The organism is Orbaceae bacterium lpD01 (assembly GCA_036251705.1).
Lineage (GTDB): Bacteria > Pseudomonadota > Gammaproteobacteria > Enterobacterales > Orbaceae > Utexia > Utexia brackfieldae.
The window spans coordinates 2,038,152-2,057,794 of the sequence record CP133959.1; the positions used below are offsets into that span (position 1 = coordinate 2,038,152).

A 19,643-nucleotide genomic window follows, 5' to 3' on the forward strand; every position below is an offset into this window, starting at 1 on the left:
ACTTATTCCTCATCCCCATCAACATTTTCATTATTTTCTTCATCATTTATGGCTATCGCCATCGCTTCACCATCTCGAATCATACGTAGCTGCGCCTCTTGTGCATCATCACCATTACGCACATCCGCACCAAAACGAAATACCGATTCAAGAATACGAAATTTACTATTATCATTACCAATAAAAAAGACCATCCCTAAACGTCTTAAACGATTCAGTGAGGTATTCACTTTATCATGCAGTTTTTGACGGTCTAAATCCGAACCAGTCGATCGTTGATTCACGAGCTTTAAGAGTTTATTTTCATCAGCTAGCGTCATTAACTCTTCATACAGATCGGCTAAGTTAAAAATCCCTTCATGTACTAAACGTTCTGGACTTAAATAAAGATAACAGAGCACTTTACCAACCATCATATCTAGCTCAGAAAGAACAGAACGCGCAATCAAGGTAGTTGAACGGGGTCTTAAATAGAAAAAGCCCTCCGGCGCGCGAATCAATTCAACATGATAACGCTGATAAAATTGCTCTAATTCGGCTTGAAAATCCATCAAGAAAATATGATTATCTAATTCATCGATACCAATATGACGGCCTGCACGTAATGCACTGTCTAACGCTGGGAAAATAGGGTTAGCAATCGCTTGTGCCATTTTTGTCGACAAATATTTTTCAGCATGATTGTTCGGTTCTATACGCGAACTTGTTGCTGTCGATTTTGATACCGTAACCGGTTCACCAAATATCGTTTCTTCCATTTCAAATTCTTCTTCAGTATGTATTGATGACATTTGCTTGTACCTTAGCGCCGTGATCGTTTATGAATTGCCATTGTGCAGGAATACCGAATAAATCATCCTGAGAAACACCTAACCGGATAGCTTGATCGATAAACAAACGTGCTATATCAAAATGTTGTTCTTGTGGGAATTGAGTTAAATAATTACGCATCGCCTGACTAATATCCAGTGGTCTGGCTTCCGATTTAAAACGGATTAGATTCTGTTCAATATGGGCAATAATATGTTCTTGAATTTCAGTAATCTCTTCAAACTCGAGTTCAGCAGGTAATTCTCCAGTGACCTCGGCATCTCTGAGCAATAACTCCTCATCGCGCATATCCAGCAATCGCTCGGTATTGGCGAAGGTTAACGCCCAAGGCTGTTCAAAGTAGTGTTGAATAGAGCGACGTAAGCGCTGAGAAAAAACCCGATTTTTATCCAGATCGATCGCGGTACGAATAAATTTATGCACGTGACGATCATAGCCGATCCATAAATCTATCGCCTGCTGACCCCAACTGATAATACGATCTAATTTATTTTGTAGATCCAAAACGATATTATTAATTTTAATTAATCCACTGTCGTACATAGTGGCGTCTTGAATCAGCAGTAAACTTGCCTGCAATTTATCACCGGCCGCTTCTAAAGTATCTTGTAACTCTCTTAATGTACCGGATGTTTCGGACAATAACAGTTCACAATTATTAATAGCCGATTGCCAATCCTGACTGAGCAGAGCCGCAATACTCTCTTTTACGTCGGCTTGCTGTTCGTCCATGATACGCTGTGACATATCGATACTGTCAAAAATCTCAGCCACTGAATATTTTAATGGCGCAAATACATGACGATGCCAGTGAATATCGTCACCACCTTCTGTCGCCGCATCAGCCGCACGTTTTAATTCATGTGCCACAATCGATAATTGCAAGGATAAACGCAGTGTAGAGAATTCGCGCTGACGAATATAATAATCGGTAATACCGATACCTAATGGGGTTAATCGATAAATAGATAAACCTTCCGTTAGTTCACTGGTAAAACGGGTAATCAAACGCTGCCTGACTAAATCATTAATCGCATTATTGGCACGAACGATAATCGTGTCCTGACTCTGCTCAAAACCGAGACTAACATGACGAAACGCATCAACCAATTCAGGCTCAATCATTTCACCATCAAAACGTTCGCCATTTAACGTGGCGATAGCTAATAAAAAAGCCAATCGCTCAGTAGGCAAGGAAATTGAAAAATCATTTTTCCTGGCCCAAGAAACCAATTCTGGTACTGATTGGGAAAAATCAGCCATACCTCATCCTTCTATACAATTTTTCGTGCTAACTTAAAAATAATGATACAGATACGCATTTTTATCTGGCGCACATAGGGTTGCGTAAAAAAAATTATCCCGATTATATAATAAATTGTAAGGAAAATGGTAATGTTATTATCAATAACTATTTATCGTCTTAACAGGCATCGGTCTGATGTTTAATCTCTTTAGCCGCTTTAAAAATGGCCTGAGACAACTTGATGCAGACAACATTATTGATCAACGATTTATCGCTCTAACCATCTATCAGCAAAGCGCTATCATCAAGTTATGTTGCGATAACACCAACAAATATTGAGTAAACCTGACTAAAAATAACCCCTTATGGGTGGTTGGTATGTTATGCTAAAGTAACTTTCAACACGCAACGAACTCAATCAGATAATGATATGTGCTTAACCAAACCAACGCCGCATCTTGTCACGCTGTTTGTCTTTCAGTTGGCTTTTAATGGCGGCCTTTGTGATGTCTCCTCTTTTTTGACACTTGGGGTGTTCAGTGGCCATTTAACGGGTAATACGGTGACGAGTCTAGTCTATTTGATTCAAGGTAATCTTATCGAGTTCACCTTATCAATTATCGCGTTATCTGGTTTCATCTTAGGTAGTTTTTCTGGGATTATTTGGCGAAAACATTTTTATCAGGTAAAACGACTTTATCTACCTTTAATATTACAGCTCACCCTTATCTTCATCGTTTTTATTTTATTATTAATCTATTCGTACTTACCCTGGATGAATAATCTCTTTATTTTCGGCGTTAGTCTTGCATTAGGATTACAAAATGGTTTTTATACTAAAATATGGGGTAGCAATATTCATACTAATTATATTACAGGTACCTCTACGTCATGGTTTGAGGCGATATTGTATACCGACAAAACAGATGAAAAAGCACTAATACATCGTCATTTATCACTGATAATTATCTTAGGTTTTGTCAGTGGGGCGGCAACCGGCGCCCTACTCAATCAATTTTTCGGCAAGTTTGTCTTTATTGCGGTTGTCATCATGATTGCCTTGGCCATTGTCAGCGGAAAAAAAATGGCACATAGATTATCAGCGTCAATATAAGTATGATTTATTTCATCTTCATCTTTTCAGGGCCAATGAAAATCTATACTGTAATAACTGAAGAGATCATATATAATTTAAATCGATTAATGATATAAATGAGTAGGTTATTTAAGTCAGATAATTGATGGTAGCGGGTAAATGGTGATGCATTGCTAGAAAAGATAAAATAAATCAACTATATTTTGTTGATATATTTTATGATTATACGGCTTATATTACTTAATGTAACAAGTTACCATTTGCTAAATGGGGTTTTAATCAAGCGCGGGTTAGCTTACGTAGACCAAACAAAATTTAAAATAAACGATACTAACTGAACGTGAATCTATTTTTACTGGATAAATGAGAAATGAAAAAATATCTAACATTGCTATTTTTAGCGCTGAGTTTTAACCTCTTTGCTACCGATGAATTAGCCAATACTGATGCATCGGCGGATAATCAGCAACAAACAAATAATCAAACCACCGCCGCCGATAACCAAGTTCAAGCCAGTAATCAAGTTCAGGCTAATGATCAAACTGAAATAGCAGCGCAAGATCAATCCCCCAAAGCCAGTGAGACAAATAAGTGTTTTGTCGCTTATAATCATGGCCTCATTTCCGGTAATTTTCTCGATGCGATAAATGCTTGCCTTTACACTTCAGATAATCAAGGTCAATCTCAGTATCTGGCAGGCCTGATGTTTGCTAACGGTCAGGGTGTAGAAAAAAACGAAGATAATGCCATTAGTTGGTTAACCAAATCAGCTAATAATAATTATGCCGATGGCCAATATACCTTAGGTTTAATGTTACTGTCTAAAAATAATCCGGCGCCGGATGATTTTACCCAAGGTCTTTTTTGGCTGGAAAAAGCCGCACTACAAAATCATATGCTGGCTCAATATTATTTGGGTGCAATCTATTTTGAAGGCCGAGGTGTCAAACAAGATCATGATCTTGCCATAAAATGGCTTGAGAAAGCGGTTGCCCAAAATTATAGCCCTGCGCAATATAATCTCGCTTTGATTTATATTTATGGTATCGGTGCGAAGGTCGATTTAGATAAAGGTATCGCGCTACTAAAACAGTCCGCAGAAAATAAAAATGGTGAAGCACAAAGTATGCTCGGATATCTCTATTCTGAGGATAAAAACGTGCCGCATGACTTTGAACAAGCTAGACAATGGTATGAAAAAGCCGCTGAGCAAGGTCAAGCTTACGCCCAAAATAAATTAGCCTTAATGTATTATACTGGTGAGAATATTCCACAGAATTATCCGGAAGCCTTTAAATGGTATACCAAAACGGCTGAAGCAGGTGATTTAAATAGCATGACTGCAATAGGATTTATGTATGCTAATGGACAAGGGGTAGAACAGGATTTTAACAAAGCTTACTCATGGTATATGCAAGCTGCGAATAGTGGTTATCTTCCAGCACAAACCCGTCTTGGTATGATGTATCAGCAAGGATTAGGTCTTGATGCGCCTGATTATGCAAAAGCCATTGAATGGTATCAAAAAGCGGCCGACAAAGAAGATCCTTCGGCTCAAAATAGTCTCGGCGTACTCTATGCCAGAGGTCAAGGTGTCGAAAAAGATCCGTTTAAAGCGCTCTCTTATTATGAAAAAGCGGCGGTAAAAGGATTTGCACCGGCACAAAATAATTTAGGATTAGCCTACCAAAGTGGTTTTGGTGATCTGCCTATCGACCAAAGTAAAGCCATTCATTGGTTTGAAACTGCCGCAGCACAAGGTTATCCACAAGCAGAAAAAAACTTGGCCGCTTTGAAAGAAAAAATGGCAGCAAACACCAAGTCGGCAACACCGCCGCCAGCAGCAAATACAGTTGAAGCTAAAAAACCCGCTTCAAATAAAGCACCAGTTGAGACAAAAACATTAGAAAAACCTCCTGTTGCAACAGCAGCAGCAGCAGCAGCAGCAGCAACCAAGGATTCAACAAAATCCGCGAGTAATCAAAATAGTATCGTGGATTTACGTGTTGGCGATAATCCAGGTTTTACACGTTTTGTTATTGAGTCGCTGAAACCGATCAAATACACCCTCACACGTCAAGATGATACAACCTACATTCTCGAACTAAAACAGGAAGAGACGAGTGACAAACTGTTATCTCGTTTAAATAATCAGATTAAAAAATCGTCCGCCTATTTCACTAAGGTAACGGGGACCAAACAGAATCAAGGCTATCAATTAACGATCAAATTAAAAAGTAGTATCGCTAAAACTAAAACGATGGTCTTAAAAGCCGACAATACGTCAAAAGATCGCTTAATTATCGATTTTGTATTTTAAGCATACTTAATGATATTCCTATAGCCGGTTATCATGACCGGCTATTCTATTTCGATAAGCACTATATCGTTTTTTTATCACTCCTCATTCTCCACCAAAATAAATCGCTCCTATTCATCTTAGTTTTTTGATTTGTGTAAAACCTTATATATAACAATCCGAGTACAGCCTGAAGATATCATTTTTATATGACTATTGTTGATATAAAGGCACCAAAATCAATATTTTTTAGTCATTATGCATTTAAATAAAAAACATATATTTCAATTTTGCTCAATAAACAATACAATTAACAGATCATCTTGAACTATTTTCCCGAAAAAATTTATAGGACAGTTAGTCGTCATGCAAGAACAATATCGCCCCGAAGAAATAGAAGCTCACGTACAACAACATTGGCAAAAAAATAAAACCTTCAATGTGACAGAAGATCCTAATAAGGAAAAGTTTTACTGTTTAGCGATGCTGCCATATCCTTCAGGTCGTTTGCATATGGGCCATGTGCGCAATTATACGATTACTGATGTGATCGCGCGCTATCAACGTCTTTTAGGCAAAAACGTGCTGCAACCGATTGGTTGGGATGCTTTTGGTCTTCCTGCTGAAGGTGCTGCCGTAAAAAATAAAACTGCACCGGCTAAATGGACCTATGAAAATATTGCTTATATGAAAAAGCAGCTACAGATCTTAGGATTTGGTTATGATTGGGATCGTGAAGTCACCACCTGTAAACCTGACTACTATCGTTGGGAACAGTGGTTTTTCACTAAGCTATATGAAAAAGGTTTAGTTTATAAAAAAACCTCCGCGGTAAACTGGTGTCCTACCGACCAGACCGTGCTAGCAAATGAGCAAGTCATTGAGGGTTGTTGCTGGCGTTGTGATACCCCTGTTGAACGTAAAGAGATTCCGCAGTGGTTTATTAAGATCACGGCTTACGCTGATCAACTATTAAACGATCTGGATAAATTAGAACATTGGCCCGAACAAGTTAAAACTATGCAGCGTAACTGGATTGGTCGCTCGGAAGGGTTAGAGATTGATTTTAGCGTTGAAAATTATCCCGATAATGTCCGCGTTTATACAACAAGACCAGATACCTTTATGGGCGTGAGTTATCTTGCTGTTGCAGCCGAACATCCTTTAGCATTACTTGCTAGTGAAAATAATCCAGCAATCATTGAGTTTATTGCCGAATGTAAAAACACTAAAACCGCCGAAGCGGACATGGCTACCATGGAGAAGAAAGGTATTGCAACTGGTTATTACGCTATCCATCCTTTAACACAAGAAAAAATTCCGGTTTGGATTGCTAACTTTGTCTTAATGGATTACGGTACAGGTGCAGTTATGGCGGTTCCGGCTCACGATCAACGTGATTTTGAATTTGCAGCCAAATATGATTTAGCCATCAAACCAGTCATTCTCACTTCGGCAGGCCTAGCGCCAGATATTTCAGAACAAGCCCATACTGAGTATGGGAACTTGTTTAACTCTAATGAGTTTGATGGTCTAGCATTTACATCAGCCTTTAACGCCATTGCCGATAAGTTAGTCTCATTAGATCGAGCTCAACGTAAAGTCAACTATCGTCTACGTGATTGGGGTGTTTCTCGTCAACGCTATTGGGGAGCACCAATCCCGATGCTGACATTAGAAGATGGTACGGTGATACCAGCACCTGCCGATCAATTACCGGTTATCTTACCTGAAAACGTTGAAATGGACGGCATCACCAGTCCGATTAAGTCTGATCCGAATTGGGCTAAAACAGCCGTAAACGGTCAGCCTGCTCTGCGCGAAACCGATACCTTTGATACCTTTATGGAATCATCCTGGTATTACGCCAGATATACCTGCCCACACTATGATCAAGGTATGCTAAATCCAGACGCGGCTAACTACTGGCTGCCTGTTGATCAGTATGTTGGTGGTATTGAACACGCAATCATGCATTTATTGTACTTCCGTTTTTACCATAAATTATTACGTGACGAAGGGTTAGTCGACTCTGATGAACCAGCCAAACGTCTGCTTTGCCAAGGTATGGTACTGGCAGATGCATTCTATTACACTTCAGAAACTGGTGGCCGTGTTTGGGTCTCACCAACCGAAGTCACTGTTGAACGAGATGATAAAGGACGCGTCACAAAAGCGTTGAATAAAGAGGGTCGTGAACTTGTTTATGCTGGCATGAGTAAAATGTCTAAATCAAAAAATAATGGTATCGATCCGCAAGAGATGGTTGAAAAATACGGTGCGGATACGGTTCGATTATTTATGATGTTTGCTTCACCGGCCGAAATGACGCTCGAGTGGCAAGAGTCGGGTGTTGAAGGTGCTAATCGCTTTATTCGTCGAGTATGGCGTCTGGTTTATGAACATAGCCAACAAGGTCAAGTTGAACCACTTGATATCGCCCAGCTTAATAACGAACAAAAAGTATTGCGAAGAGAGTTACACAAAACTATCGCCAAAGTCACCGACGATATTGGTCGCCGTCAAACCTTTAATACCGCTATCGCGGCAATTATGGAATTCATGAATCGCTTACAAAAAGCGCCACAGGAAACACAGCAAGATCGTGCCTTGATGGATGAAGCGTTGCAAAGTATCGTTTGTTTACTCTATCCGATGATACCACACGCCTGCTTTACCATGTGGAAAGCGTTAGGTAATCAGACTGATATTGATTCGACTTGTTGGCCAACCGCTGATGAAAAAGCGATGGTTGAAGATGAGAAACTGATTATTGTACAAATTAATGGTAAAGTCCGAGCTAAACTGACAGTCTCTGCCGATGCAGATCAAGACTCGGTTGTCACATTAGCGAAAAATGAAGCAATGATTCAAAAATATTTAGATGGCGTATCAATCCGTAAGATTATTTACGTTGCTGGTAAACTGTTGAATATTGTTGTTGGTTAATCATTTAATAAGGATGTGTATCAATACATCCTTTTACTATTTCCAATGGTAAACAAAAGGGAATTCAATGTCTTTTTTAATCAAAAAATGTCCATGGTTGATCCTGTTAATCACTTTTTTACTCTCTGGATGTGGTTTCCACTTACAAGATAAAACAGAAGTACCTAAACAATTTAAAACGATGTCTCTTTATAGCTTAGAACCTTATAGCGCATTAGTGAGAGATGTGAAATATGCACTAAAGATCAATGGGGTTAACTTAGTTGATGCGACAGATGATGTCTCTGTTCCTAGTCTAAGATTGATGCAGTATGAGATCAGTCGGAATACGGTTTCGGTTTATCAGGATGGTAAAGCGGCAGAATATCAACTGATTTTAGATGTTGATGCCCAAGTCGTGATTGCAGGTAAGGATATCTATCCAATCAAAGTAAAAATTTTCCGTTCTTTCTTTGACAATCCAGCAGCGGCGCTAGCTAAAGATACAGAACAAAACTTGATTAAAAATGAGATGTATTCACAAGCAGCTGAGCAATTAATTCGTAAACTTAAAGCTGTCAATGTTACAGACCAAAAATCAACTCAATAATGATCAAAATAAATTCACAACAGCTCAGTTTCCGACTAAAAGAAACCGCTAAACCAACCAGCTTGATTCGTTACTATTTGCTGGTTGGACCTGAGCCTTTTCTGTCTTATCAAGCACAAAAGCAGCTACAACATCATTTAAACAGTGCCGGTTTTGAACAGCAGATTATTGTCACGATTGATGGCCAAACAGACTGGAATAATATTTATGATCACTGCCAATCTCTCAGCTTATTCTCGGATAAAACATTACTGATATTGCAATTTGGTGATACCGGTTTATCGGCAGCTATTTTAGCTCATCTCAATGAGTTAATCACACTGCTACATGATGATCTGGCAATCATATTTGTCTTTAATAAGTTAACCAAAGCCCAAGAAAATGCACCGTGGCTTAAAGCGATTGATGCACAGACCTTATGGATAAACTGTCTGCCACCAGACACTCGGCAATTCCCCGTGTGGCTAACCCAAGAGGCCCATCATAAAGGCATTAATCTGGATAAGTCGGCGATTGAGTTACTCTGCTATTATTATGAAGGCAATTTATTGGCCTTATCACAGCTGTTAGAACAGTTGAAATTACTTTACCCAAATACTGTCATTTCCGTGAATCAAATTGAAAATAATATCAATGATTCGGCTATCTTTTCTCCCTACCATTGGGTTGATGCTATATTAGCGGGTAAATCCAAGCGAGCAATTCATATTCTTCAGCAGCTCAAAGTTAACGATGCTGAGCCGCTTATTATGGTCCGCATCATCCAAAAAGAGCTTATTTTACTGATTAATCTGAAAAAAGCGATGGAAACACAGCCTCTCTCATTACTGGTCAATCAATATAAAATTTGGCAAAATCGTCGAGCACTCTATACCACCACTTTAAATCGATTAAGCCTGAATACGCTTTTTACGGCACTGCATCAGCTAGTAAAGATTGAAGTGAGTTTAAAACAGGACTATACCGCGGTACCTTGGCAAGAACTCGAAACGCTATCGCTACTTCTATTAGGAAAAACCGGCGCTTAGGTAAACAGATAATGTCACAACCGACTATTACGGCACTCTTTGGTGGAACGTTTGATCCGATTCATTATGGCCATCTAAAACCGGCTATGGCACTGGCTGAACAAGTTGGCCTAAGCAAAATCTATTTGATGCCTAACCATATTCCGCCCCATAAACCACAGCCGATAGCGACCAATCGACAGCGATTAGACATGCTAGCATTAGCAATAAAAGATAATCCTTTATTTGCCATCAACAAGCAAGAGCTGATAAGAAAAACGACATCTTATACTATTGATACGCTAATTCAATGGCATCAGCGCCACCATCAGCAGGCTATTTTGGCATTTATTATTGGTACTGACTCACTCTACACTATTGATCGCTGGCACCGCTGGCAAGCCATTCTCGACTACTGTCACCTGCTTGTCTGTCCGCGGCCTTTTCCTGCCAAGCAGACTATTTCAGCCGAATTACAGTCATGGTTAGATCAACATTTAACCCGAGATATTCATCAATTAAGGCTCTATCCTACGGGGAAAATATTTATCGCCCAAGCACCGCTGTGCGATATTGCGTCATCGGAAATAAAACAGCGAATAAAACATAATCAAGACTGTTCAGAGATATTACCGCCTGCTGTTTGGCAATATATCAAGCATCATCAGTTATATCGAAACTAGATTTATCTCAATAAATAAATTCAGTTAATAATGCAGCGTTGATTCAATGATCGATTTTTAGAATCGAATGAAAAAAGCACAATGACAAAAATATTTGTGCTTTTTCACTGAATAGAGGAGAAAGCGCTTTACATTAGCCTTTTTTTTGGGCATCATTTCGCGCTGTTGTATCTTTATTTAACATTACACTTTAGAGGACTCAATGGCTAAAGAAGACAATATTGAAATGCAAGGCACCATTTTAGACACCCTACCTAATACTATGTTTCGTGTCGAATTAGAGAATGGCCATGTTGTAACCGCTCATATTTCAGGAAAAATGCGTAAAAATTATATTCGCATCCTTACCGGCGATAAAGTCACCGTAGAAATGACACCTTATGATTTATCTAAAGCGAGAATTATTTTCCGCAGCCGATAATTAGATTCACTTTTAGAATCAAGCGCTTAATATAGACGAAATTTAGTTTGCTAAGTTTCGTCATGGCGATCTGTTATCTAAAATAAGCACCTGCTAACATGCCTCTTTTCTGATGTTACTCATCATCTTCCACCATCCACACGACTTGAATATGTCGGTTCATCTGGCAAAAAAGGCTCGATGATGAAATCAATAGATTGAGTCATCAATCCAGTAGATGGACTTAATGGGCTCATAATAATAAACGAAAGAGAACAAATCGAACTGACGAACATGAAATCATCATACAACCTAAATCAGCTTAGACTTTTATTTGAAAAATAAAAATTGTGATGAGTCATTTTGGTGGAGAACTCTATCAGCCACATCCCACACACATAACACCTACTACGGCTGCTTCCTTCCAGACCTGACCGAGTTCGCAAGCTAATGTTGCAAGAGGACCCATAGAGCCTCCATTGAAGAGGTACCAATTAACCGAGTTAATTGATGCGGGCTATTATCAGCTAATCATCAATAAAATGCAAGCCATTGTCAGCCAACTGGATAATCCTACGACAAAATAGCGATTACAGAATAGGCATTTGCTGTTTAGCCTAGCCCTATTTATTATTTTACCCATGTATAATTGTTCTCTTTCTGATAACATCTTATAATTGATACTCTTTTATCATCTCTGGAATAGACATGAAGATTCTTGTTACCGGTGGGCTGGGTTATATTGGTAGCCATACGAGTGTTAAACTAATTGAAGCTGGCTATACGCCCATTATCGTCGATAACCTTTACAATAGTAAAAAATCAGTCTTAAAACGCATCAATGAGATCACTGGACAACAACCGTTATTTTATGAAGCTGATATCCGCAATAAAACCGACTTAAAACCAATTTTTGCACAGCACGATATCGAAGCAGTTATACACTTTGCAGGTCTCAAAGCAGTGGGCGAATCGGTCAAAAAGCCGCTTGCCTATTATGAGGTGAATGTCTATGGTACGATCACGCTACTAGATGTGATGAGCGAATATCAGGTCAATAATATTATTTTTAGCTCATCTGCTACCGTTTATGGTGATAAAAATCCCTCACCATTTATCGAGAGTTATCCTACTGGTAATATTACCAATCCTTATGGTTGGAGTAAGTTCATGGTAGAACAATGTTTAATGGACCTACAAAAAGCCGAGCCAGAATGGAGTGTAACAATACTACGTTATTTCAATCCAGTCGGCGCTCATCCTTCCGGATTGATGGGTGAAGATCCGCAAGGAGTCCCCAATAATTTAATGCCTTATATCTCGCAAGTTGCTATTGGTAAACATGGGTTCTTATCTATTTACGGCAACGATTATCCGACTAAAGATGGTACTGGTGTCAGAGATTATGTTCATGTAGAAGATCTAGCTACTGGTCATGTCTGTGCCTTACAAAAATTAAATCAGTCCGGAACACACATCTATAATCTCGGTAATGGCAGTGGCAACAGCGTTTTAGAAGTGGTTTCAGCTTTCAGTAAAGCTTGTGGCCAGCAGATACCTTATAAAATGATGCCCAGAAGAGCTGGTGATATTGCAGCATTCTGGTCTGATGCAAGCAAAGCTCAAAAAGAGCTCAACTGGCAGGCGCATTATCAGTTAGAGGATATGGCTAAGGATAGCTGGCGTTGGCAACAAAAAAATCCAACAGGCTATCCCGATGAGGAATAATAGCCAGATAAAATTACGATAGATAGCTAATTAACACATCATGTTCGTCTAATTTAATTAATGATCTATTTAGGACTAGTTTACAGGTGGCATCAGATAGCTAAGCCACATCATTTATCTATTTTTAGGAAATGGAATATATTCTGATGAAAATCATTCTTGCATCAACCTCATTATCAAGACAAAAGATACTCAAAAAATTCCAGATCCCATTTGAAAGTATTGCACCAACATGTGATGAAACACCACTTGAAAATGAAGATGCCGTTTCATTAGTGCTCAGACTATCAAAAATCAAAGCACAATCAGTAGCAAAGCACCAGCCAAATAGTCTGGTGATTGGATCTGATCAGGTCGGCGTATTCAATGGCCAAATTATAGGAAAACCACTAACCGAAGACAATGCGATTAGACAACTCACTGCATGTAGTGGACAAACTATCCATTTTTATACCGGTTTAACGGTGATAAATACTGTCACTCATCAATCGATAACCCTCTATGAACCGTATGAAGTGACCTTTCGGCAGCTCACCCTTGATGAAATTAAAGCGTATATTCGTAAAGAGCAGCCCTTACAGTGCGCTGGCAGTTTTAAGTGTGATGAGTTAGGTATTACATTATTTGAAAAATTACACGGCGACGATATCAATACTTTAGTTGGATTACCGTTAATTCGACTTAATCAAATTCTAATCGAGATGGATTATAATCCGTTATTAAACGCATAAAAAAACAGATTGTATTGATAAGCTAAGCGCTCATTTTTCTCTCAACACTGAAAAAACGACTTAAGGTGTGATGGAAAGATACGAGAGCGAATATCGCTCTCTATAATGAAATTAAATCAGTTTTTCCGTGAGCAACCGCTCAAAAACCAGCTGCGCCGAAATTGAAGACACCTGCTCATCGGCTGATTTGATGACAAATTGACGCTGACCATATCCGCCAATGAGACCGGGGTTGGTCGGACCATATAACGTGATATTAGGTCTGGCCAAGGCCGCGGCTAGATGACTTAAGCCAGTATCGACCGATACGACAGCTTGAGCGCCAGCAAGCACTGCCGCAACCTCAGCTAAACTGAGCTTAGGTAGTACATCAACATGCGCAAAACCAGTGGCTAATCTTACTGCTCGTTGCTGTTCATGTGCCGCGCCCCAAGGCAGTTTAATCCGTAGTCCAGTCGGTGCAAGTTTAGCAATTAAATCGCGCCATTGAGACTCGCTCCAGTGTTTATTATCGCGTGTTGTGGCATGTAGAAAAACTAAATAAGCAGGCTCAGTTGCGGGTAATCGCGTTAAAAAATGACGCGCGATACCATAGTCTCCTTGGCCATGATACTGATATGCTAAACTCATCGCGAATAATTGCCGAATACGTTCAACAGCATGCTGCTTTTTATCAACATGATGTTTAATATCATACCACCAACTGGCAATCGGCTCTCTGGCACTTTGTCTATCAAGACCGTGCTTAACGCCTCTTGCCTTACGTGTGATAAGGAAAGCACTTTTAATTAATCCCTGAGCATCAATAATACCGTCGTACTGTTTCTCGCGTAAAGTGGCATAAAACTGCTTTCGCTCCAAGCGAATATCGTGACCAAACCAATGTTTACGCCAGCGACGAATCGCTACCGGAATCACGGTTGAAACCGCATCATGCCAAGTTGGGATTTGCGCAAAGTTCTCTTCGACAACCCAATCGAATGCAATATCTGGCATAATTTGCTGAGCATCGGTTAATGCCGGTAAGGTATGTAAAACATCGCCCATTGATGAGGTTTTTACAATAAGCACACGTTTAACCATGGAAATCCTTCACTATAGCTTCTTTGTCACTACGTTCTAATATTTTCAACAATCGTTCAAATGCTAATTCCGGCTTAATATCAATTAAGCTCTGATGATACCCTTGTTCACTATCGCCTTTACGGATTTTAAAGTAACCATCTATCAATCTTATTACTTCGGCTTTATCAGATAGCGGCGGCGTAAAATCAGGGCTACTTGGCCCATACAGGGCAACCAATGGCTTATCAAGCGCAGCGGCGATATGCATTAATCCAGAATCATTTGAAACCACCGCTTTACAGTTAGCAAGAATATTAACTGCTTGATCTAAACTTGTCGTACCGGCCAGATTGATACAATATTCACCATGATGCATCAACTGGCAAATTTTCTCGCCAATTTCGCGATCTTTTGCTGAACCTAAAATAACGATGTGTGAGCCTTGATCAACTAACATATCTGCCAGCGCCGCGTAATGATAATCAGGCCAACGTTTTGCCGGACCAAACTCTGCTCCAGGACAAAAACCGATTAAAGGCAGCTTAGACTGCAAATCAAACTCAACAAGCGTTTTACTCATTTCATACTTATCAATGCTCAGTTTGGGCGATAATAGTGGTTTAGGTAGATCACTGGCTTGCTTAATCTGACTGGCTGGATAAGCTAAAGCAATATAACGTTCAATCATCAAGGAAAAAGCTTGTTTGTTGAGCGTACGACGATCATTAAGTAAGCCGTAACGCATCTCCCCTTTCCAACCCGTTCTTTTAGGAATCTGAGCAAAAAAAGGAACCAGTGCCGACTTAAATGAGTTAGGTAGTACAATCGCTTGATCATAAGCAGCACTGCGTAACTGTTTACCTAATTGATAGCGTGCACCTATAGCCAACTCACCATGACCAATCGGCAAATCAATTGCATGAGCCACTTCCGGCATTTTATTCAATAGCGGACGACACCATGCTGGTGCCATCACATCAATCTCTATATCAGGATGAAGCTGTTTGAGCGTTCTATATAACCCCTGAGACATCATCATGTCACCAACCCATGATGGTCCTATTACCAGTGTTTTCATCTCTTCATACCTCAATGCGCAAACAATATTAAAAATAACCGTGTCGTCTTAACATTATTCTTCATTTAATTGTTTCATATACATCGTTGTGCCTTCTTTCACCGTTTTAAACTCAATCGGGCATCCGGCAGCTCTTAGTTTAGTTAAATCAGCTTGCGTAAACGTTTGGTAACGACCTTTTAAATGCTCAGGGAATGGAATGTACTCGATCTCGCCTTGTTGATGAAAACCCAGTACCGCATCAGCTACTGCTTGAAACGACTCTGCACGACCAGAACCGCAATTGAAAATACCAGAAACCGCATTCTGCCAAAACCAAATATTCACATCAACAACATCCTGAACGTAAATAAAGTCCCGTTTAAAATTATCACTTCCAAAGAACAGTTTCGGTTTTTCGCCTTTTTTAATTTGGCTATCTAAATGGAAAGCGACACTCGCCATACTACCTTTATGCTGTTCACGCGGTCCATAGACATTAAAATAACGAAAGCCACACACTTGTGATTTCGCGCTAGGTAAAATTTCTCTGACATATTGGTCAAATAAAAATTTAGAGTAGCCATAAACATTTAATGGCTTTTCAAATTGTCGATCTTCAATGAAGTTATCACTTCGGCCACCATAAGTTGCCGCTGATGAGGCATATAAGAAAGAAATATTAAAATCGAGGCAATAATGTAATAGATCTTTGGAGTAATCGTAATTATTCTCCATCATGAATTTACCATCCCATTCCGTGGTCGCAGAACAAGCACCTTCATGGAAAATCGCCTCAATATCCATATTGTCACCAGAGACGATATAACTAATAAACTCATCTTTATCCATATAGTCAGCAATATCAAGGTCGACTAAATTGGCAAATTTTGTACCATCAGTTAAATCATCTACTACTAAAATATTTTTATAGCCGCGATCATTTAATCCTTTCACAATATTACTACCGATAAAACCAGCACCACCCGTTACAACTATCATACTTTAATCCTATTCTTAATAATTGTTTAATCTCCTTATAATAACTGTTTCCGTGTCGATTTTCGAGTATAGTTTTTTAGCCTGATATATTACCACTGGGAGAAAACAGTCAAAAACGCTGCATAACGATCAAGCTAAAGATGATTAAGTATTTTTATTCTCTCTGTTTTAGTTAGCGTGATGCACTACTTTGCAGAATAACCATCAGTTTTAAAGAGAAAAAATTAGGCTGAGACAGCCAACATATGATTTGAGTTTCCCTGACCACTATCGCATTGAACGCTGCGGAGAGAAAAGCGTTAAATATTTAATCCTTGGATGTAGCTGAGAGATTGTTTTTAACCATGACATGAATATAGCGGCCATACTGAATATAGGGTTCTTGACGACAATAAGTTCGTTCTAATGTGAGTAACTCTTCAAAAGCGTCTTGTTGTTTCTGTTTATTGACCATAAAATCGTGAAAAACACGGATACCTGTTTTGCCCATAATCCGAAAATCTAAATCAGCTAACCATTGATAAACCTCTTCGGGTTTACGCGGATAATCGGGTGACAAGGTTTTCTTTTTCCGTTTTGCCATCCCGGCATTAACATAACCAAAATTACCTAATGTCACCGTTCTAAACAGCAGCGCATGATAATTATAAAACATCAATGATAAGGCACCTTCAGCAGTCAAGTACTGTTTTAACATAGTAAGGACAGCAATCGGCTCACTCACCCACTCTAAAACAGCGTGAAATAAAATAAGATCAAACGAGGTACCGGGTAGCAGATAGTCATCAAGTGATTGGACCTGACATTGAATCAGATTCAGATTAACCCGATTGATTTTTGCGTTCTCATCCGCGATTTGTAGCATTTCCGCAGAAATATCACATAATGTAACCTGATGGCCTAATGAGGCTAAATAGCAGGCGAACTGGCCTTGTCCGCCACCAGCATCCAGGATTTTTAACGGTTTTCCTGTAGGGAAAGTGGCCAGAAGACTATCCAAATCTTCTTTGAGAATAGCTTGTCTAATTTTACCTTTAGTTGTCCCATAAATATTTCGGGAAAATTTACCGGCAATATCATCAAAATTGCGATCAGAGAAAGACGAAATCATTTGGTCTGCCATTACGATCGCTTCTGTGTTAATGCCTGTACTTCTTGATTAAGCTGCGTTATTTTTTCTGACATCAAGGTATAGCTCTGCGCCATTAACTGTCTTGCATCATCTTTATTCATATTCAGCGTTTCAATCGGGGCTAACATTTCGATAATGATATAGCCGTTATTCCAGCGATTGAGCCGAATATCATGAGTATTAGAGACACAAATAGGGACAATCGGTACCCCAGCTGCAATTGCGGCTTTAAATGCACCCGTTTTAAAAGGTAACAATCCTCGGCCACGGCTTCGCGTGCCTTCAGGAAACATCCAGATAGAGATCTGTCTATTTTTAATCTCATTAACGACTTGCGTAATGGTATCACGCGCTTTTGATTTATTATCACGATCAATTAAGATATTACCGGTGAGATAGTAAAGTTGCCCAAAGAAAGGGATCCAGACCAGACTTTTCTTACCGACAGTTACCGTCTTAGGTTGAACAATATCAGCGGCAACAAGAATATCGTAGTTATTTTGATGATTCGCGATAAACACGCAGCTGCCTCTATTTTTAATATCCTGATATTCACGGGTAATGACTTTAATACCACACACGGGTCTTAAGAAGCGACCAAAGAGATGAGCAAAAAGAGCGACATTTTTCGGATTACGCGGATTAAATAAGCAAAAAATAACCCCGGCTACGCAGATAATAACACCGACAATAAACACAACAATCAAACGAAACAACAAAATCATAATGTGGCTCTCCTCATAGACAAAAACTATTATAGCAAGGAATAAGATAAGCGGAATGATAAAATCAATGAATTGGCAAAATGCTTTTATATTTGATCTAAAATTAAACAATTCAAAAACACCACTCAGTAAAGTATTTGGTCAATATCTCTTTAAACTAGATAAATAAAACATGTATCATGTCAGATATATGGCGATCGCCGATTGCCTTTTATGTAGATAGCTTTGCTTTTATCTCTATTTTTGCTATGTTGTATTTTTCAAGTCGATTAAATCCATCTTCTTCTATGTATGCAAAATAAATTGATTAACACTGCAAAAATTGTTTGGAACGATAATAATATCCCTAACTCCGAAAATTTTGGTGATATCTATTTTTCAAATCAGGATCCAATCGCAGAGACGCAGTATGTTTTTTTATCCGGTAATCATCTGCCTGAGCGTTTTTTAAATCATACACAAGATACCTTTACTATTGGCGAAACGGGCTTTGGTTCTGGGCTTAATTTTCTATTAGCTTGGCAGTTATTTCTTCAATTTAGACAACAGTATCCGGCACATCAGTTAAAAAAACTCCATTTTATCAGCGTGGAAAATTTTTTGCTGTCCTCTCAAGATGTCCGCGATATTCATGCCTTTTATCCGCAATTAGCTGAACTTGTGCAACAATTACAGCAAAACTGGCCTATGCCCCGTGCAGGTATGACACAAATATCATTCAATGACTGCCAGCTCACACTCTATTTAGGTGATGTGAGTAAATATCCCTCATTTTTAGCAACTCATCGATGGTTGATTGATTGTTGGTTTTTTGATGGCTTTTCTCCAGCTAAAAATGAAGCAATGTGGTCTGAATCGCTCTTTCGCGACCTATTTGATTTGAGTCAAGTATCAACAACTTTTGCCACTTTCACCGCGGCTGGTTTTGTCAGAAGAAATTTGCAGGCTGCCGGCTTTAGCGTAAATAAACGGAAAGGATTTGCTCAAAAAAGAGAGATGTTAGTTGGTATAAAACAATAGTTTATTGAAAAAATTTAAGATTTCACCATAATATCATTGAGGATTAAGGGCAATTGATTATATAATTACAGGCCAAACTTAAC

Annotated in this window: 17 protein-coding genes and 1 other RNA gene; 10 read left to right on the forward strand and 8 right to left on the reverse strand. The window is 39.1% G+C overall.

Translation table 11 applies throughout. From position 1 onward, the window contains the following. Positions 1-2: 2 nt before the first annotated feature. Both mukE and mukF read right to left on the reverse strand, forming a co-directional pair. Entirely contained in the window at positions 3-791 is a 789-nt protein-coding gene (mukE, locus tag RHO15_09180; protein ID WVD63632.1) for a chromosome partition protein MukE, read from the reverse strand. Then, positions 772-2,094: a chromosome partition protein MukF gene (gene mukF, locus RHO15_09185; protein ID WVD63633.1), complete on the reverse strand. Its 1,323-nt coding sequence runs from the start codon at positions 2,092-2,094 to the stop codon at positions 772-774. The genes mukE and mukF overlap by 20 nt, the downstream gene beginning before the upstream one ends. A 413-nt stretch (positions 2,095-2,507) precedes the next feature. Here mukF and RHO15_09190 point away from each other — a divergent pair, with 413 nt between their 5' ends. From RHO15_09190 to infA, 7 genes are all read left to right on the forward strand, one after another. After that, positions 2,508-3,191: a YoaK family protein gene (locus RHO15_09190; GenBank protein ID WVD63634.1), complete on the forward strand. Its 684-nt coding sequence runs from the start codon at positions 2,508-2,510 to the stop codon at positions 3,189-3,191. Positions 3,192-3,543: 352 nt separating this feature from the next. Further along, a complete protein-coding gene (locus RHO15_09195; protein WVD63635.1) occupies positions 3,544-5,493 on the forward strand; it encodes a tetratricopeptide repeat protein in 1,950 nt (649 codons plus the stop codon). 345 nt (positions 5,494-5,838) lie between these two features. Further along, on the forward strand, positions 5,839-8,421 hold the full coding sequence (gene leuS, locus RHO15_09200; protein WVD63636.1) for a leucine--tRNA ligase: 2,583 nt from the start codon (positions 5,839-5,841) through the stop codon (positions 8,419-8,421). Positions 8,422-8,488: 67 nt separating this feature from the next. Continuing rightward, positions 8,489-9,010 carry an LPS assembly lipoprotein LptE gene (gene lptE / locus RHO15_09205; protein ID WVD63637.1) on the forward strand — a complete coding sequence of 174 codons (522 nt, stop codon included), beginning with the start codon at positions 8,489-8,491 and terminating at the stop codon, positions 9,008-9,010. Further along, complete coding sequence (gene holA, locus RHO15_09210; protein ID WVD63638.1) at positions 9,010-10,038, forward strand: DNA polymerase III subunit delta; 1,029 nt, start codon at positions 9,010-9,012, stop codon at positions 10,036-10,038. The genes lptE and holA overlap by 1 nt, the downstream gene beginning before the upstream one ends. An 11-nt stretch (positions 10,039-10,049) precedes the next feature. Beyond that, positions 10,050-10,700, forward strand: coding sequence for a nicotinate-nucleotide adenylyltransferase (nadD, locus tag RHO15_09215; GenBank protein WVD63639.1), 651 nt, complete (start codon positions 10,050-10,052; stop codon positions 10,698-10,700). 202 nt (positions 10,701-10,902) lie between these two features. Next, on the forward strand, positions 10,903-11,121 hold the full coding sequence (infA, locus tag RHO15_09220; GenBank protein WVD63640.1) for a translation initiation factor IF-1: 219 nt from the start codon (positions 10,903-10,905) through the stop codon (positions 11,119-11,121). A 353-nt stretch (positions 11,122-11,474) separates the two neighbouring features. On the opposite strand, the gene ffs is transcribed toward infA, so the two are convergent. After that, an RNA gene (gene ffs, locus RHO15_09225) (signal recognition particle sRNA small type) lies at positions 11,475-11,570 on the reverse strand. 238 nt (positions 11,571-11,808) lie between these two features. Between ffs and galE the strand changes: the two genes are divergently transcribed. Both galE and RHO15_09235 read left to right on the forward strand, forming a co-directional pair. Beyond that, positions 11,809-12,828 carry a UDP-glucose 4-epimerase GalE gene (gene galE / locus RHO15_09230; GenBank protein ID WVD63641.1) on the forward strand — a complete coding sequence of 340 codons (1,020 nt, stop codon included), beginning with the start codon at positions 11,809-11,811 and terminating at the stop codon, positions 12,826-12,828. A 146-nt stretch (positions 12,829-12,974) separates the two neighbouring features. Then, positions 12,975-13,559 (forward strand): Maf family protein, encoded by a 585-nt coding sequence (locus tag RHO15_09235; GenBank protein ID WVD63642.1) that lies wholly within the window; start codon positions 12,975-12,977, stop codon positions 13,557-13,559. Positions 13,560-13,670: 111 nt separating this feature from the next. On the opposite strand, the gene rfaC is transcribed toward RHO15_09235, so the two are convergent. From rfaC to RHO15_09260, 5 genes are all read right to left on the reverse strand, one after another. Further along, positions 13,671-14,642, reverse strand: coding sequence for a lipopolysaccharide heptosyltransferase RfaC (rfaC, locus tag RHO15_09240; protein ID WVD63643.1), 972 nt, complete (start codon positions 14,640-14,642; stop codon positions 13,671-13,673). After that, positions 14,635-15,702 (reverse strand): ADP-heptose--LPS heptosyltransferase RfaF, encoded by a 1,068-nt coding sequence (gene rfaF / locus RHO15_09245; protein WVD63644.1) that lies wholly within the window; start codon positions 15,700-15,702, stop codon positions 14,635-14,637. The genes rfaC and rfaF overlap by 8 nt, the downstream gene beginning before the upstream one ends. A gap of 54 nt (positions 15,703-15,756) precedes the next feature. Then, positions 15,757-16,683, reverse strand: coding sequence for an ADP-glyceromanno-heptose 6-epimerase (gene rfaD / locus RHO15_09250; GenBank protein WVD63645.1), 927 nt, complete (start codon positions 16,681-16,683; stop codon positions 15,757-15,759). A gap of 307 nt (positions 16,684-16,990) precedes the next feature. Continuing rightward, positions 16,991-17,806, reverse strand: coding sequence for a tRNA uridine 5-oxyacetic acid(34) methyltransferase CmoM (gene cmoM, locus RHO15_09255; protein WVD63646.1), 816 nt, complete (start codon positions 17,804-17,806; stop codon positions 16,991-16,993). Then, on the reverse strand, positions 17,806-18,540 hold the full coding sequence (locus tag RHO15_09260; GenBank protein WVD63647.1) for a 1-acylglycerol-3-phosphate O-acyltransferase: 735 nt from the start codon (positions 18,538-18,540) through the stop codon (positions 17,806-17,808). Before RHO15_09260 ends, cmoM begins: the two co-directional genes overlap by 1 nt. A gap of 291 nt (positions 18,541-18,831) precedes the next feature. On the opposite strand from RHO15_09260, the gene mnmD reads away from it, so the two are divergent. Beyond that, positions 18,832-19,560: a tRNA (5-methylaminomethyl-2-thiouridine)(34)-methyltransferase MnmD gene (gene mnmD / locus RHO15_09265; GenBank protein ID WVD63648.1), complete on the forward strand. Its 729-nt coding sequence runs from the start codon at positions 18,832-18,834 to the stop codon at positions 19,558-19,560. The last annotated feature ends 83 nt before the right edge of the window (positions 19,561-19,643 follow it).

Coding starts and splice junctions, on each gene's coding strand:
- mukE (WVD63632.1), bottom strand. CDS start 791: ATGTCATCAATACATACTGAAGAAGAATTTGAAATGGAAGAAACGATA.
- mukF (WVD63633.1), bottom strand. CDS start 2,094: ATGGCTGATTTTTCCCAATCAGTACCAGAATTGGTTTCTTGGGCCAGG.
- RHO15_09190 (WVD63634.1), top strand. CDS start 2,508: ATGTGCTTAACCAAACCAACGCCGCATCTTGTCACGCTGTTTGTCTTT.
- RHO15_09195 (WVD63635.1), top strand. CDS start 3,544: ATGAAAAAATATCTAACATTGCTATTTTTAGCGCTGAGTTTTAACCTC.
- leuS (WVD63636.1), top strand. CDS start 5,839: ATGCAAGAACAATATCGCCCCGAAGAAATAGAAGCTCACGTACAACAA.
- lptE (WVD63637.1), top strand. CDS start 8,489: ATGTCTTTTTTAATCAAAAAATGTCCATGGTTGATCCTGTTAATCACT.
- holA (WVD63638.1), top strand. CDS start 9,010: ATGATCAAAATAAATTCACAACAGCTCAGTTTCCGACTAAAAGAAACC.
- nadD (WVD63639.1), top strand. CDS start 10,050: ATGTCACAACCGACTATTACGGCACTCTTTGGTGGAACGTTTGATCCG.
- infA (WVD63640.1), top strand. CDS start 10,903: ATGGCTAAAGAAGACAATATTGAAATGCAAGGCACCATTTTAGACACC.
- galE (WVD63641.1), top strand. CDS start 11,809: ATGAAGATTCTTGTTACCGGTGGGCTGGGTTATATTGGTAGCCATACG.
- RHO15_09235 (WVD63642.1), top strand. CDS start 12,975: ATGAAAATCATTCTTGCATCAACCTCATTATCAAGACAAAAGATACTC.
- rfaC (WVD63643.1), bottom strand. CDS start 14,642: ATGGTTAAACGTGTGCTTATTGTAAAAACCTCATCAATGGGCGATGTT.
- rfaF (WVD63644.1), bottom strand. CDS start 15,702: ATGAAAACACTGGTAATAGGACCATCATGGGTTGGTGACATGATGATG.
- rfaD (WVD63645.1), bottom strand. CDS start 16,683: ATGATAGTTGTAACGGGTGGTGCTGGTTTTATCGGTAGTAATATTGTG.
- cmoM (WVD63646.1), bottom strand. CDS start 17,806: ATGGCAGACCAAATGATTTCGTCTTTCTCTGATCGCAATTTTGATGAT.
- RHO15_09260 (WVD63647.1), bottom strand. CDS start 18,540: ATGATTTTGTTGTTTCGTTTGATTGTTGTGTTTATTGTCGGTGTTATT.
- mnmD (WVD63648.1), top strand. CDS start 18,832: ATGCAAAATAAATTGATTAACACTGCAAAAATTGTTTGGAACGATAAT.